Origin of the sequence: Asticcacaulis sp. EMRT-3 (assembly GCF_030027245.1) — a bacterium.
Classification (GTDB): Bacteria; Pseudomonadota; Alphaproteobacteria; order Caulobacterales; family Caulobacteraceae; genus Asticcacaulis.
This window is the reverse complement of record NZ_JASERT010000003.1, coordinates 15,047-29,415: the sequence shown is the minus strand read 5'-3', so window position 1 is coordinate 29,415 and position 14,369 is coordinate 15,047. Positions and strand designations below refer to the sequence as shown.

The 14,369-nt window shown below is 56.1% G+C and carries 13 protein-coding genes; 6 read left to right on the top strand and 7 right to left on the bottom strand.

From position 1 onward, the window contains the following. Positions 1–333 precede the first annotated feature (333 nt). Complete coding sequence (locus tag QB905_RS14470) at positions 334–714, bottom strand: hypothetical protein (protein WP_282975874.1); 381 nt, start codon at positions 712–714, stop codon at positions 334–336. Positions 715–1,099: 385 nt separating this feature from the next. Beyond that, complete coding sequence (locus QB905_RS14465) at positions 1,100–1,525, bottom strand: tyrosine-type recombinase/integrase (protein ID WP_282975872.1); 426 nt, start codon at positions 1,523–1,525, stop codon at positions 1,100–1,102. Positions 1,526–1,732: 207 nt separating this feature from the next. Between QB905_RS14465 and QB905_RS14460 the strand changes: the two genes are divergently transcribed. Both QB905_RS14460 and QB905_RS14455 read left to right on the top strand, forming a co-directional pair. Next, on the top strand, positions 1,733–2,767 hold the full coding sequence (locus QB905_RS14460; RefSeq protein WP_282975871.1) for an IS110 family RNA-guided transposase: 1,035 nt from the start codon (positions 1,733–1,735) through the stop codon (positions 2,765–2,767). A 12-nt stretch (positions 2,768–2,779) separates the two neighbouring features. Next, positions 2,780–3,121, top strand: a complete 342-nt coding sequence (locus tag QB905_RS14455) for a copper-binding protein (RefSeq protein ID WP_282975870.1) — start codon at positions 2,780–2,782, stop codon at positions 3,119–3,121. A gap of 121 nt (positions 3,122–3,242) precedes the next feature. Here QB905_RS14455 and QB905_RS14450 read toward each other — a convergent pair whose 3' ends face one another. The 4 genes from QB905_RS14450 to QB905_RS14435 form a co-directional block, all read right to left on the bottom strand. Continuing rightward, a complete protein-coding gene (locus tag QB905_RS14450; RefSeq protein WP_282975868.1) occupies positions 3,243–4,055 on the bottom strand; it encodes an FTR1 family iron permease in 813 nt (270 codons plus the stop codon). 13 nt (positions 4,056–4,068) lie between these two features. Further along, the gene (locus QB905_RS14445; RefSeq protein WP_282975866.1) at positions 4,069–4,809 is read right to left on the bottom strand and encodes a hypothetical protein; all 741 of its coding nucleotides are present in this window, start codon (positions 4,807–4,809) and stop codon (positions 4,069–4,071) included. Between the two features lie 5 nt (positions 4,810–4,814). Then, positions 4,815–5,156: a cupredoxin domain-containing protein gene (locus QB905_RS14440; protein ID WP_282975865.1), complete on the bottom strand. Its 342-nt coding sequence runs from the start codon at positions 5,154–5,156 to the stop codon at positions 4,815–4,817. Between the two features lie 124 nt (positions 5,157–5,280). Next, positions 5,281–6,431, bottom strand: a protein-coding gene (locus tag QB905_RS14435; RefSeq protein ID WP_282975864.1) for an IS630 family transposase whose coding sequence is annotated in 2 segments (ribosomal slippage) — positions 5,281–5,969 and positions 5,969–6,431 — 1,152 coding nt in all. Because the reading frame shifts where the segments join, the coding sequence is not laid out codon by codon here. 155 nt (positions 6,432–6,586) lie between these two features. Between QB905_RS14435 and QB905_RS14430 the strand changes: the two genes are divergently transcribed. Further along, positions 6,587–7,933, top strand: a complete 1,347-nt coding sequence (locus QB905_RS14430) for an IS1380 family transposase (protein WP_282972822.1) — start codon at positions 6,587–6,589, stop codon at positions 7,931–7,933. A 353-nt stretch (positions 7,934–8,286) separates the two neighbouring features. Here QB905_RS14430 and QB905_RS14425 read toward each other — a convergent pair whose 3' ends face one another. Next, positions 8,287–8,763: a DUF2127 domain-containing protein gene (locus QB905_RS14425; RefSeq protein WP_282973517.1), complete on the bottom strand. Its 477-nt coding sequence runs from the start codon at positions 8,761–8,763 to the stop codon at positions 8,287–8,289. Between the two features lie 214 nt (positions 8,764–8,977). Between QB905_RS14425 and QB905_RS14420 the strand changes: the two genes are divergently transcribed. From QB905_RS14420 to QB905_RS14410, 3 genes are read left to right on the top strand one after another with little or no spacing between them, the layout of a single operon-like run. Beyond that, on the top strand, positions 8,978–10,291 hold the full coding sequence (locus QB905_RS14420) for a TolC family protein (RefSeq protein ID WP_349252583.1): 1,314 nt from the start codon (positions 8,978–8,980) through the stop codon (positions 10,289–10,291). Then, positions 10,288–11,175: an efflux RND transporter periplasmic adaptor subunit gene (locus QB905_RS14415; RefSeq protein WP_282975863.1), complete on the top strand. Its 888-nt coding sequence runs from the start codon at positions 10,288–10,290 to the stop codon at positions 11,173–11,175. Before QB905_RS14420 ends, QB905_RS14415 begins: the two co-directional genes overlap by 4 nt. Next, complete coding sequence (locus QB905_RS14410; RefSeq protein WP_282975861.1) at positions 11,175–14,258, top strand: efflux RND transporter permease subunit; 3,084 nt, start codon at positions 11,175–11,177, stop codon at positions 14,256–14,258. Before QB905_RS14415 ends, QB905_RS14410 begins: the two co-directional genes overlap by 1 nt. Positions 14,259–14,369: the final 111 nt, after the last annotated feature.

Here is a 14,369-nt window from a genome sequence, read left to right as displayed (position 1 = left end):
TAGCTGGCGCACATGTCACCTTGACGATCCTGGGCATAAGATCGTGCGGGTTCGGTGAGCGTGCTATCGTGTGATACCCGCACTTGTGACATGGGATAGTGTTTGAACTTTGGGCTGAAGCGGCGGTAGCGGCAAGTAGGCCAATGGTGATCGCGCACGCAGCGGTGGCGAGGGTTTGACGCATAGTCATTGGAGAAGTCTCCTCAAATCATATCTGAGGCTTGCCCGCGGCACATGGCATCACGGTCAAGCGATATTCAAGACGGCGCTGGATGCACGAAGGCATGGGCCAGCAAGGCCTTGACGAGCGTAAATGTTGACGGAATCCGCCAGTTACGCTTTTGATTTGGGGGGAGGAACAACGAGGCTAGGCTCTTGAGCAAAAAGGGCCGGTAACGTGTCATTGAAAGAAACTTGTTCGACGGAGAGTACGGGCAGGATCATCGTTTCATCAGAAGCTGCGCCCACGCTGATGCCGCACATGGCAATGCAGTCGTTGAAGCATGTCTTGTCATGGGACGAACTGTCGGCCTTATCATGGCCGCAACATGCCATACCGTCGGACGACTTCATTTCAGGCATCGCGGTGTGTGAAGACCTGCTCGCCATCATCGGACTGCCCACACCAGCACAACCCTTCTGTGTCGCCTGCGCGTACACAGGCGAGATCAGCAGGCCGAGGACGGCGAAAATATAGAGCAGGGCTTTGACCATTACTATTTTAGCATACGTGCTAAATCCACGGTGTCAATGAATGTCAGAGGGCTGCTCTGCGACGCCACCCGCCACCCTCCTGGAAGTCCGCCCGGACTGACCCAGATCAGTGAGTGCAGTCATGACGAGTAATATTTGTGTGGAAGGCAAATTGATAACGGTTTCTATGATTTTTTATCTACCTCTTGTCTCAGTTCCTTGAGGTAGGCCTGGGCTACTGCAAGTGCCTTGCGTCCCTGATCCGTTTTTAAACTCTCCTAATTTTGCAGCCGGATTTGAAGCTCGATCAGTCCTAAAAGCTGTTATTATAGGTACTACTAGCGGCCCCCTTTCATAATTCACAGGCGATTCCAATCGATTGAAGGGACGGTCTCTACTTCCTCACTCACTCGATCCGTATGCGCTCTATGGCATCTTGGGTGATGCCGTCGCGCCGCCGATCATAGAGCTTGGTTGTTCGCGGGCTTGAGTGGTTGGCCATTTCTTGAGCCAATTCGAGCGTGCCTTCATTTTCCAGAAACGTCGTTATGCCGGTGCCTCGAAACGAGTGATTGCCGATCTTGGCCTTGACGCCAGCCGCGGTGGCACGACGGCGGATCATAGAATAGGCGTCATGTCGGCTAAGCCGCAGATGGCCGAGTTCGGCGGTTCGGCCTTTGCCACTGCGAAAGAGAGGGGCCTTCGGATCGTCGCTATGACAAGCGATGCCAAGATAGGCGTCGAGATGATCGAGGAGACGGTATGAATTGATTTGCCAGCTTTGCTGGATCTGGGAAAATGCTTTCCAGGGTGGATAGGCGGCAGGGTGCATTTGCTATGTGAGGCCCCGCGACCGCTGGAGACGGCGGGAGCGGGATCAGACCTCGTCGAGGAGACTGCCCGCCCTGCCACTGAATGGCCGCCGTGAGGCTCACAGGTTAGTTTTACCAGAACTGATTGTGATGATCTCGAATAGGAGAATGGAGCCATCCTGCTGAAGCATCTACCCCAATGTGTATCACTCATACTGGAGATAATCATGACGCGTTATATCGGTGTAGACCTGCATACAAATAGCCTGACAGCGTGTTTTTTACAAGACGGTGTGCCGGATCGTTTGCTTACGCTTCCGGTTCAAGGCGGCGGCTTGGAGCGCCTGATATCTCAGCTGGAACCCGGCGATGAAGTGGGTGTTGTGGCCACGGGCAACTCGGCACATTTCTGCAAGATGGTGTCCCCACACGTGAGCCGTGTCGTGGTGATTGCGGCTTGGCAGTTCGAAGTTATCCGTCGCTCGGTCAAGAAAACCGACAAGCATGATGCCCGTGCCATCGCCTTCTTTTTGTCCAAAGACATGCTTCCCGAAGCGCGCTCAAGGAATGAGGCTCACCTCGAACTGTCGTCGCTCATCGCCACCCGTGAACAGCTGATCAGGCTGCGTGTCTCCTTGATCAACAAGGTTCATGGCATGTCGGTGCGCCACGGCCTGAAGGTCAAGCGCGAGGTTCTGACCACGAAGGTCGGCTTCGAACGGCACGTCGCAAGCCACACCTGGACAGCCATTGAGCAGGTCGAATTTGACGTCATCGCCGGGCAATTAGAGGCCCTTCGAGCGGGCGTGAAACGCCTTGAAACCGAGATCGCCGCCTTCGCCAAATCCCTGCCGGGCTATGAGAACCTCATCAGCATCAAGGGCATCGGGCCGTTGTCGGCCGCTACGCTTCTGACACATATCGGGGACATCGCGGAGTTCAAGGATCCGGGAAAGCTCGCCGCCTATTTTGGTATCGTGCCGCGCATTTCGCAGTCGAACGACAGCCTACACAGCGGACACATCACCAAGCGTGGCAACAAGATCGCCCGCAAGACGCTCGTTCAATGCTGCCTGACCGCCAAACGCTACAGTCCCTACTTCCATGAGTTTTACGAACGTGTGAAGGCGTCACGCGGTTCAGGCAAGGCCATCATCGCCACGTCTCGAAAGCTCCTCAACACGATATTCCATACGCTCAAGAACAAATGGATCTTTGAAGATTTTACAAAATTCCAGATCCAATCTTGCAATCAATCATAGGAGGAGGAGATTATGATGAGAGCGTTTATAACGATTGCAATTGGCGTTTCCCTACTGGCTGCCGCTCCCCTGGCGTTGGCCGATGACATGAACGGGATGGCGGGGATGAGCATGTCCGCGGTAGCCGTCAAAACCGGCAAGGGTGTCGGCACTATCACGGCCATAGATATCAAGGCGGGTAAGCTGACGATCCAGCACGGCCCGATTCCGGCCGTTGGCTGGCCGGCCATGACCATGGCCTTCAAGGCCACGCCGGCGACATTGCTGAAGATGGTGAAGGTTGGGCAAAAAATCGCCTTCGATGTGAAAGTCACGGGCATGGTTGGCGAGGTGACAGCGATCGCGCCGAAATAAGCCGCTCCGCATAGGGCTTGGAGGCCTGAGACGTGCCGGGCTGACTTACGAGGCGCAACTCAGACCTCTTTTCGTTGACCTGCCACGCGTAGTGTTCATCAAATTTCTATGCGGTCGCTGCTTACTGCGTCGATCGATACGCCACGAGGCGCATCAGACCGAAGGTCACAACCAGTGACATCCCATAGGCCAGAAGTTCGGCTCCGGTCGGGTGGTCCATATAGCCTATCAGCGTATGCATGATTTTGCCGAAAAGGCTGTCCTGTGCCAGGAGCCATGACGAATCCCAAAGCGGACTGGCAAATATGTTAAGAATGCCCGCCTGTTCAAGGAAGCTGGCGGCCTGAGCCAAAAGACCGGCGCTCAACAGGGCAATCATGATCCCCGTGACCTTGAAGAAGTGCCGCATCGGGATGCGGAGCAAACCAAGATACATTAGCGCTGACAAACCGACACCAAGCACCAGACCAAACCCGCCACCCAAGACCATATTGACCGGCTTTTCCTGACCGGAAATGGCAATGCCATACAGAAAAAGGACGATTTCGGACCCTTCGCGCAACACGGCGATACCGACGACGACGGCTAGGGCCGTCAAGGTTTTTTGCCCCGAAACTACCGCGGAGCCCGCCGCTTGCATTTCGGCGGCGATCTCACGGCCATGGCTGGCCATCCATACATTATGCCAAGTCAGCATGGCGACGGCGATCAGCAGGACGCAGACATCGAACAGTTCCTGGCCCACGCCCTGAAACGCCTGAGAAATGGCGCCGGTAAACAACGCGATCAGGCATGCGCCGATTATGCCGCCAACAATGCCGCCACCGATCCACAGACCCCTCGTCGGCACGCCGCGGGTGGCGGCCAGAACGATGCCGACGATAAGTCCGGCTTCGATCAATTCGCGCAGGACGATGATAAGCGTGGCCAACATGCGAGGCGGTTCCTTAAAAGTATTTCTCGTATTCGAGCAGGACGCGCGCCGCATTGCGGGCCGTGGGCTTGCTCAGTCCAAAATAATAGACGGCCTCGTATTTCAGGCCGGGGACGATGGTGCCGTACACGCCCGGCCCGGCATAATGCTGCTGGGTGTTGAAGCTCTTGCCTTCAGACGCGGTGCCGAAATCGCTTTGAACTTCAAAGCCCGGGTTGAAATGCTCGTTTAAGAGATAGCGCGTGTTCCACAGGATGACGCGATCCGCCTGGCCGCCGTGAGCGCCGATTGGTTGCTCAAAACCGATATTGGCGCGATTGAGGAAGTGGCCGACCTGCTTTTCGACAAGCAGCTTGGCTTCGATGGCGTCACTATCGCCCCTTTGCGCCGCCTTGACATACATCAGCTTCAGCGACACATCGGCCCACTTTTCACCGGTTTCGAACGGCTGATAGATGCCGCCGATCTCCCGCGCATCCAGCTTGAGTGCTTCGCCGGGCGCGCGCTGATAGGACCCTTCCAGTTCGAGCTTAATGTGATCAGTGGGTGTATATTCGAACTCGAATTCATGCGATTGCGCATTATTCTTGTTGGGGTCGCGAGAAAAGCCCTGCGACCCGGCATATTCTAATTCGACCTCGCCCTTGACGACATTGGGCGAATAGACCTTGTCGATGGCCAGCGCTGGAAACGCCAGGACGGCGCCTATGCCTAAAATGGCAAGCGCAACCGCGCTTTTTGATAGATGTTTCATGCCACTCACTTCGCCTCGATCTTTCCGGTCGTCGTCGCCTTGTGAAAGTCGTCGAAATAGCCATAGAGGCCGGTCTTCAACGGGCCTATGAACACTGTGATTTGCGAATTGCCGCCGACGATCTTTTCGCGATTGAGCTCGTTGCTTTCAAATTCTGCAGGCGTGGTATCTTGATTTTTGATCGTGACCTTGACCTTGGTATCCGCTGGAATGGTCATAACCTGCGGCGTAAACTTGTGGTTTTTCAACGTAATGATGTACTGGTCCTCGGCGTGGACCGAACCAGCCCCAAGTCCAAAAGTAACGAAAGCCACAAAGGGCAAGACGGTTCCCAATAATCTGCGCATGGACAAATCCATTCACTCATCTGCAATTGAGAACTTTTCTCAATATTATTGCTTTTGATAATCATTCTTAATTTTCTTGTCAAGCTAGCATGAGGCGAGAAAGGCATCTAGTCGGCCGATTCACCTAAAGCACGGGGTATAGGTGCTTAAGCTTGACCCGTGCGGTTTCGGTAGTGAAGCGCCAGTCGGCCTTTGCGTGATGCTGGTTGCGGTGTTTGACCCAGGCGGCAACCTCACGTTCGAGGGCCTGTTTGTCTGGGATGCGGCGATCAAGGCATTGGGTGGAGAGGACAGCCAGTTCTGACTCGGCCATATCGAGCCAAGAGCCATGCTTTGGCGTGTAGACCCACTCAAAGCGCTGGACGAGGCGGCGCGCTTCGGGCGCTGGAAAGGCTTGGTAGAGCGACGACTTGGCGTGGGTGTTCAAGTTGTCTTGAAGCAGGGTGATCAGGTCGGCATCGGGGAAGTAATCGTCGGAGATTTCTCTGAGAACGTGGGCGTAGTCTATGGCGGTGTGCCGATCCGTCACCTTCACGTGTCGCCAGCCTTCAAGAGGGGCGAACATCATGAAGAGGTTGGCGACGCCGTTACGCCGGTACTCATAGTCATAGCGGGCCGGGCTCCCGGGCTTCATGGGAATCGGCGTGCGCGTTTCGCAAATCAATTGCTTTGACGTCTCATCGAGACAGACCAGAGGGCGCCTCGGATCGTGCGGTCGCTTGTAGACCTCCAGCACATCCTCCATCGCCGCGACGAAAGCCGGGTTCGCTTCCGGTGGAATTACCCAGCACTTTTTGGTATGCGGCTTGAGGAGGCTTTTTTTAAAACGCGCCCTATCGTGCTGTCGCTGGCCCGATCGACGATCTCCAGCTCCACAACTTTCTCCTCAAGCAACCGCAAGGTCCAACGGGCGAACCCTGGCGGAGGGGCAGAACAGGCCAGGGCGATGAGTTTGGCTTCCGTCTCACCGTCAAAGATCCGCGGCGTCGGTGGTGTCTCGCGCCGCTTGCGGCTCAGCACGGCATCAAGTCCCGCTTCAACCAACTGCTTGCGAACGGTGTAAACCATCGTATCCGTCGTATCGAAGGCCTTCATAATCTGGCTGTCGCTCCAGCCATCGCCAGCCTCAGACACATCGGCTTTCAACAAGATCTGCACCTTCAACAGCCGCCGCGCAGGGATCGTCCCCTTGCTCCTCAGCTCCTCAAGACGCTCCCGCTCATCGGCGCTCAGCCGAACAACGTATCTCTTTACCGCAACCTCGCGCCCAGCCATCATCACCTCCGACTCACAGAATGATGACGGCTAGCCGCTCTTATTCATGGTAGCGGCAAAATGATGCAGCGGGTGTAGCGTAAGGCTTTGTTTTGGCATAGATTATGGGTGTCGAATCCTAAATCATTTCCAACACCGCCGGTGCCACACCCGCCATGGACCAGATTACCGATCTTCCGTTCGATTTGCCAAGCGTTTCGCGCAAGAAAGTCACGGCTGCTTTCGATGGCGGTCGTATCAGTTCCGACGGCGGCGTCATGCTTTTGTCTGCCGCGGAACGCCAGATCGGGATCATCGACCGGCTTTGGCGGCTCATTCCAGACCGTCGCAATCCGTTGCTGGTGACACACTCGGTGGCGTCAATCTTGAAGGCTCGGATCTTCGCCATCGCCTGCGGGTATGAAGATGGCAATGACCTGGGCTCTCTGCGCACCGACCCTGCGTTCAAGCTCGCCTGCGGCCGTCTTCCCGAGGAAGGCAAGGATCTGTGCTCGCAACCCACGCTGTCGCGTTGGGAGAATGCCCCAGATCTTCGTAGCCTGATCCGGCTGACCTACGCCCTGGTCGATCAGTATTGCCATAGCTTTGGCTCGGCCATCCCGGCTGAGATCACGCTCGATATCGACGACACGGTCGACGTCGTCCATGGCCGCCAGCAGTTGTCGTTCTTCAACGCCCATGAAGGCGAGTATTGCTTCAAGCCTATCCACGTCTACGACGTGGCCACGGGTCGGCCGGTCGTGGTCATTCTGCGGCCAGGTAAAACACCTTCCGGCAAAGAGGTGCGTAGCTGGGTCCGCAAGATCGTGCGCCGGATCCGCAAACACTGGCCCAAAACTCACATTACCCTGCGCGGCGACGGGCATTACGCCAGACCCGAGGTCATGGCCTGGGCCGAGCGCAAGGGCGTCGACTATATCTTCGGACTGCCCGGCTCCAAGCCCTTGCATGCCAAGGTCGAAGCCTTTGCCGATCATATCCGTGTCGTTCGCGCCGAACAGCAAGCCGCCGCCGTTCGCGGCTACACCGAAGTCCGCCATGGCGCCCAATCCTGGGGGCGCGAGCGCCGCGTCATTGCTCGTATCGAAGCCACGCCGCTTGGTCTCGACAACCGTTTCGTCGTGACGTCCCTGGGCGATCCCGATCCTGAGACCCTATACGCCAAGCTCTATTGCGCCCGGGGCAATGCGGAGAACTTGATCAAGCTGCACAAGACCCAGCTTAAAAGCGACCGCACCTCCTGCCGTTGCCCCCTGGCCAACCAGATGCGTCTGATCCTCCACACCGCCGCCTATTGGCTCATGCTCACCGTCAGGGATCAAATCCCAAAGGCCCACAAGCTGGCGACCGCAGAGTTCAATACCATCCGGTTGCGCTTACTGAAGATCGGCGCCCGGATCACCGAGACGTCTCATCGCATCAGGATCGCCTTCGCCGCCGCTTGCCCAGAGGCCAGTCTCTTCCGTCACATCATGGCCGCGCTCAAGCCCGCACCTGCATGAAAAATGGGGCTATGCCCCAAAAGCCGCCGCCATCACCATCAACCCCATCGGAGAAAAATCTGGTCCAGCGCGTGGCGAAAAACACGAAGCGGAAAAACGCGTCTCGGCATAGGCCAACCTAAACGGCAACCCGGTCACAGGAACCATGAATGGATCGGGCTAGTGAATCAATAAAAGACTACAAATTAGTTGACGCGAACGACTAGAATGAATTGATTACATCTCGCAGAAGACCCATAACGCTTTGTGCAACCTGTCCTGCAGCTGGATTTTCAACCGCTTGGGGTGTAATGGCAAAAGCCGGACGGAAGCCGCTATAACGGGCGGTGCTTGAGGGCTTCGTCGAACTGACTCTATTGGGTTGGCATATGACGGCGCGCGAGCCTGTATTCATGCCAGATGATCACTACAATGAGGATATCGAAAATTGTAAGCAGGATCAGGCCCAGACCATGGGTGTAGGAGTATCGGTAGAGCTGATATGCAATCAGAAGCATAAGAATGATCAAAGAGGCAGGATATGACCAAAGCTTGCCTTTAAACAGGCCAACGACCAGAGCCAGATTTACAATACCATGTGCGAAAAGGTAGATAGCATAAAAAGTTTTCGTATTTATGGAAAAATTGTGCGCAATGGCGAGCAGATGCGTGGCGACGAAGTCTTTTGGATCTTCGACCAATTCCTCTTGAGTAATGTTGTTCACAAAAAGCGCGATGGCTTTCGTGCTGACGACGGCCAGCACAATACCACCGGCGCACTCAACCAACGCATGAATGCCTTTCAAAATAAGACTGATATTAAATATTTGACGTATTCGAATTTCGTTCATTTCGCGAGCGATACCTTCAACAGCGAAACCGTACTGTGACTCACTTGATTCAGATAATCATAAAAATGCTCAACCTAAGGACAGGCAGACATCGGTCCATAGTTGAGCTATCGATATGCAGAAGTTGGCCGGCAGCAAAAAATTCGGGCAAACGCCCGATAATTCATATCTATAAACGTATTTTTTGGCTCAACTTTGTCTGCGAGCCGACCGTATGATCGATCTAAGATTGGCCCTTTTCTGCGTAGTTGGCCTGTTAGGCCTCAGTGCATGTGCGACCTACTCGCCGATGCAGAAGCCACTCGAAAGCCTTGGTGCCACCGCACCTATGCCGTCATCCGTTCCCACCGGCAATTTGTTGAGTCTAGCCCTGTCGCGCAGTCCGGAAGTTGCTGCAGCACGTGCTCACTTGGCGTCCACCCAAGCCGAGTTAAAGGCGGCAAGACAGATGCCGACAATCACTTTAGCTTTAAGTAGTGAATATTCGAAGGCGGCTGATTCAGCGCGACCATGGCTATGGGGCATGGCCGTTGATATTCCTTTTGATACGAACGCGCGGCGCGGTAGCCGCATTACGGCTGCAAGTGTCGAGGTTATGAAGGCACGGGCCACCCTCGCTGAAGCCTTATGGCAAACGCGCCAGAACTTGCGAGAGGCGCAGGTCAAACTAGCCAGTGCCCGTGCCATTGAAGTAGCGGCCCGCGCCCTTTTGGATCAGCGCCGCGCCCTCGAAGCAGCACTGCAACAACGCATGGCTGCGGGTGAGGATGCGCACGACGGCCTTGATACCGCCCGGATCGCTACACTACAGACACAGCAAACACTGATTCAGACGCAAGGTGAGGCACAGGCCGCTCTCAGTGATCTTGCCCATGCGCTCGACGCGGATACATCCAGAGTGTACAACTTGCCACCTCCCCAATCTGGGAACTCCATAGACCTGAATGACGATATAGTCCTTTATGCGCGTCCGGATATCCAGACCGCAGTGGCTAATTATGACCTGTCTGAAAGTGCGCTGCGCCTGGCCGTGGCGCAGCAGTATCCGGATATCACTGTTTCACCGGGATATATCTGGGAGCGCGGCGTGGTGAAGTTGCCATTCAATTTGTCGCTTAACTTGCCCCCGCTTGATGGCAACCGGGCCAACATCGACGCAGCCGATCAGGCGCGATTGGCGTCAGGGAAGTCGCTGGAAGCCACCGTGAAGACGGCTCTGGCTTATGTCGCTCGCACCCATGCGCGATGGGAAAGCGCTGAATTGCTACAGCGCCAGATTGCTGTTCATGATGTACCGCTCGCCAACGAGATTGCGAGGCATGCCGAAGCCGCTGCGAGTGAAGGTGAAGCCGACTGCATCACGCTGTTACAGGCGCGTATAGCGGCGCTGGAAACCAACCTTGCCCTTGCGCAGGCGCGAGCCACGGCGGATCAGGCAAGGCTTGATCTGGAAGATGCGCGACATATTCCATTTGATCCGCTTGATGCGCGTGATTTGACCGCTGCTTTGATGGATATGACTAAATGAAGACTCTTACCCTTTCGCTTATTCTGCTGGTTTTACCCGTAGGTGCACAAGCGCAAACAACACAGATACTCAATGCGGCAACTCAGGCGAGGCTACAAATCGTCACAGCTCCCCTCGATGTTGCGCATAGCGCCGGTGGCATAAGTGGCTATGCCACTGTCATTGATCCGGCACCGTTGCTGGGTTACATCAGCGATCTATCTGCGGCCAGCGCCGCAGCTACTGCATCATCCGCCGAGGCCACACGCACGAAAAGGCTGAGTGGCAATGACACAGTTTCGGTCAAGGTCGCTGAAGCCGCAGCGGCGCAGGCTGCCGCCGATCAGGCGCGTGTCATCTTGTTGAGACAGCAGATTGCTTTGCAGGTCGGTCCCGCCGTAGCCCGGCTTGCTTCAACCAACTTCGCCAGGGATCTTGCCTCTGGTCAGGCGGCACTCGTTCGTGTCGATACGCCGTCTGGTCGCGGGCAGGCCGGTGCGCGTAGCGTCCGCCTGCATACGTCGACCGGTGATGTCGATGCCGAGATTTTGGGCCCTGCGCGTACCGCGGACGGCAAGCTGCAATCGCCGGGTTTGATCGTTGTGGTACGCGGAATGGCGGCGCGCTGGCTTACAACGGGCCTTTCAATGACGGCAGAGCTCTATGATGGCAGTATCAATGGTCTTTTAATCCCAAATGCTGCCCTTCTGCGGCATGACGGCCAGATATTTGCTTATGTTAAGACTGCGCCGACACGGTTTGATCGCCGGCTTGTCCAGCCTATACACGTTAGCGACGATGGGCTGATCGTAAACAGCGGTTTCCATGTCGGTGAGCATGTTGTGACCCAGGGTGCATCGGCGCTCTACACGGCAACCGCCGCACCAGTGGACGGTGACGACTGATGCTGTCCCGTCTTGTTGGCACCTGCCTCAAACACCCGCGCTTAATCGCTGTTGCGGCGGCTCTTGCGCTTGTCGCCGGTGGCCTGACGCTGGCCCGTGCCAATTATGACGTCTTCCCTGATTTTGTGCCTCCCCAGGCCGAGATCCAGACCGAATCACCGGGTTTGTCGGCCGCGCAGGTCGAGCAGCTCGTCACACGCCCGGTCGAACAGGCGGTCAATGGGGCGCAGGGCGTCAAGCAGGTTCGCTCAACCTCCATTCAGGGCCTCAGCATCGTTCAGGTTATCTTTAACGACGGATCCGAACCATATCGGGCACGCCAAATCGTTGCTGAGGCGCTCAATGATGTACCCCAGACGCTTCCGAACGGAGTTGGCGCGCCGACCCTGTCGCCGCTGACATCGCCAACCATGGATCTATTAGCCGTTGGGTTTCTCAGTAAGTCGGAGGGGCCGCAGGCCTTGCGCGATTGGGTACAGTGGAAGCTGCGGCCGCGTCTGATGGCCGTACCAGGTGTAGCGCGCGCGGCTGTCTATGGCGGCGAGGTACGACGCATCGAAGTGCGCGTTGATCCACATGCCCTGCAAACTTTTGGCCTCAGTTTGTCAGATGTTGTTGCGGCGACACAAGCTGCAACCGCCATAAGCGGCGGCGGCTTCATAGATACCTCCGAACAACGCATTCTTGTCGAGCCGAAAACGCAGGCCGCGACGACCGATGACATTGCTGCCGCACCGATCACTGCTGCTGGAGCGCAGGGCCTGCACATTGGCGACGTTGCCCAAGTGGTTGAGGCGCCTGCGCCCGATTTCGGCGACGCCGTAATCATGGGTAAGCCCGGGGTGCTGATCGTCCTGTCAAGCCAGTATGGCTCGAACACGCTCAAGGTCACGCACGAAGTCGAAAAAGCGCTTGCCGAGATGAAGCCCGCTATGGCATCGCAGGGTATCGAGATGGTGACGGGTTTACACCGCCCAGCAAACTTCATTGAAACCGCCCTGGCTGGGATTACTGAAGACCTGTTAATTGGTGCTGCTCTGATCGCTGTCATCCTTTTTGCTTTCATGCGCAATATCAAGACTGTACTCATCTCCTTTGTCAGTATTCCTCTTTCATTACTGGTTGCGATTATGGTGCTGGATCGTGCAGGCGTGACGATCAACACCATGACTCTGGGCGGGCTGGCCGTGGCGTTGGGCGTGGTCGTCGATGACGCAGTCATCGACGTCGAGAACATTGTCCGTCGGCTGCGCCAAAATCGCGATATGCCAGAAGGCAGAAGCGAAGCGACAATCGGAGTCATTTTGAAGGCCTCACTGGAAGTGCGTTCACCGGTTATCTATGCGACTCTGGTGGTAGCACTCGTATTGGTGCCGGTCGTCATGATGCATGGCTTGCAGGGAGCGTTTTTTGCCCCCCTGGCGACCGCTTTCATTCTGGCAACGCTGATTTCGTTGTTTATTGCCATGACAGTGACGCCAGCACTCAGCTTCCTCTTTCTGGAGCACAGCCAATTACCGCCGGAACCAAAACTGATGACGCGGCTGAAAGATGGCCACGAAAAGTTGCTGCGTCGTGTTTTTGCACGTCCCAGCACGGTGATGATTGCTACTGGGTTAGCGACTTTGGCGGCGATCATGGGTTTATTTTTCTTCAGAAGCGAGTTGATGCCCTCCTTTAGGGAGGGGCATTTCGTTCTTCAGGTTGCGGCGCAACCGGGAACCTCCCTTCAGGTGACGCGACGCTATGGTGAGTCGATCTCGAAAGAGATCCTTGCCATACCGGGTATCTCAGGGATTGAACAAGCCATCGGTCGGGCGCCTGGTAGCGAAGATACTTCAGGAACCGAGCGTAGTGAGTTTCAACTGGAGCTCAAGCCGCATCTATCAGGCGCGCGGCAAGATGCAATCGAAGCGAAAATTCATGAGGTGCTTGATCACTATCCGGGCCTGCAAACCGATGTCGTCACCTTTCTCGGCGACCGTATTGGCGAATCCCTGACGGGCGAGACGGCCAACCTTGCCATCAATGTATATGGCGCAGACGCGGACACGCTCGACCATGTCGCAAATCAGATCGCTTCAGTTCTGCAAGACGTAAAAGGCGCCAACGATGTCAAACTCACCACACCGCCTAAGGCGCCAAGTGTGCATGTGGATATTAACCGTCAGGCAGCGTCGGCGCGCGGCATATCACCCAAGGATGTGCTAAACGCCGTTCAGAGCGCCTATAAGGGAATCGACGCCACACAGATTTACCGCACTGACCGCGTCATCAATGTGGCCGTCACCCTGCCGCAGAACCTCCGACAAAGCCCCGAGGCGGTAGGAGAACTGCTGGTGCGCGGCGCCAATGGAGATTTGGCACGTCTGTCCGACATCGCAAAGGTCACACTGGGCGACAGTCGCACCCAGATTTCACATATCGGTGGTCAGTTGGTTGAAACCGTCACCGCTAACCCGAAACCAAGCGAAGTCACGCGCGTTACCTTGGCCGCCAAGGCGACCATCGCTGCAAAAGTAAAGCTGCCACCGGGCGTCTATCTCGATTATGTTAGCGTAGCCGATGACTTGATTAAGGCCCGCAACGAGCTATTGTTCAACACCGCGCTGGCTTTAGTTGGCATTGTGGCTTTGCTGGTTCTGGCCTTCCGGGAAGCTAGAGCAGTGTGGCTGATTGTAGCCTCAGCTCCGTTCGCGTTGGTAGGTGGTGTGGCTGCCGTCGCCCTCAGCGGTGGAAGTCTGTCGCTGGGAGCGCTGGTTGGTTTCGTAACCCTGCTGGGCGTAGCAGCGCGCAACGCAATCCTATTGCTGGCGCATACAGATCAACTGTTGGCTGAAGGCCACCCTTGGTCGGAGAGTACTGTATTGACGGCCACACGCGAGCGCGTAACGCCCATTTTGATGACCGCATTAGTAACTGCCCTGGGGCTGCTGCCTCTGGCGCTGGAAACAGGGCAGGCGGGACGCGAAATTCAGGGGCCGATGGCGATTGTTATTCTTGGCGGGCTAGTGACTTCTACGTTTCTAAGTCTAATTCTCTTGCCCAGCCTGATCTGGCGTTTTCGGCGTAGGGCTAAGTGACTGAGGGTGTGATATACCGGGAACAACCATCGACGACGCAAAAGCTGTAAACGGCAGTCGTTGAGCGAGTTGGTCTACAATCGTAAGTGGCTTCAGTTTCGTCTTATCTTA

What these genes read in the sequence shown, in the direction of transcription:
- QB905_RS14430 (WP_282972822.1), top strand. Translation starts at nt 6,587, where the DNA reads ATGGACCAGATTACCGATCTTCCGTTCGATTTGCCAAGCGTTTCGCGC.
- QB905_RS14455 (WP_282975870.1), top strand. Translation starts at nt 2,780, where the DNA reads ATGATGAGAGCGTTTATAACGATTGCAATTGGCGTTTCCCTACTGGCT.
- QB905_RS14410 (WP_282975861.1), top strand. Translation starts at nt 11,175, where the DNA reads ATGCTGTCCCGTCTTGTTGGCACCTGCCTCAAACACCCGCGCTTAATC.
- QB905_RS14465 (WP_282975872.1), bottom strand. Translation starts at nt 1,525, where the DNA reads ATGCACCCTGCCGCCTATCCACCCTGGAAAGCATTTTCCCAGATCCAG.
- QB905_RS14445 (WP_282975866.1), bottom strand. Translation starts at nt 4,809, where the DNA reads ATGAAACATCTATCAAAAAGCGCGGTTGCGCTTGCCATTTTAGGCATA.
- QB905_RS14425 (WP_282973517.1), bottom strand. Translation starts at nt 8,763, where the DNA reads ATGAACGAAATTCGAATACGTCAAATATTTAATATCAGTCTTATTTTG.
- QB905_RS14415 (WP_282975863.1), top strand. Translation starts at nt 10,288, where the DNA reads ATGAAGACTCTTACCCTTTCGCTTATTCTGCTGGTTTTACCCGTAGGT.
- QB905_RS14470 (WP_282975874.1), bottom strand. Translation starts at nt 714, where the DNA reads ATGGTCAAAGCCCTGCTCTATATTTTCGCCGTCCTCGGCCTGCTGATC.
- QB905_RS14440 (WP_282975865.1), bottom strand. Translation starts at nt 5,156, where the DNA reads ATGCGCAGATTATTGGGAACCGTCTTGCCCTTTGTGGCTTTCGTTACT.
- QB905_RS14450 (WP_282975868.1), bottom strand. Translation starts at nt 4,055, where the DNA reads ATGTTGGCCACGCTTATCATCGTCCTGCGCGAATTGATCGAAGCCGGA.
- QB905_RS14420 (WP_349252583.1), top strand. Translation starts at nt 8,978, where the DNA reads ATGATCGATCTAAGATTGGCCCTTTTCTGCGTAGTTGGCCTGTTAGGC.
- QB905_RS14460 (WP_282975871.1), top strand. Translation starts at nt 1,733, where the DNA reads ATGACGCGTTATATCGGTGTAGACCTGCATACAAATAGCCTGACAGCG.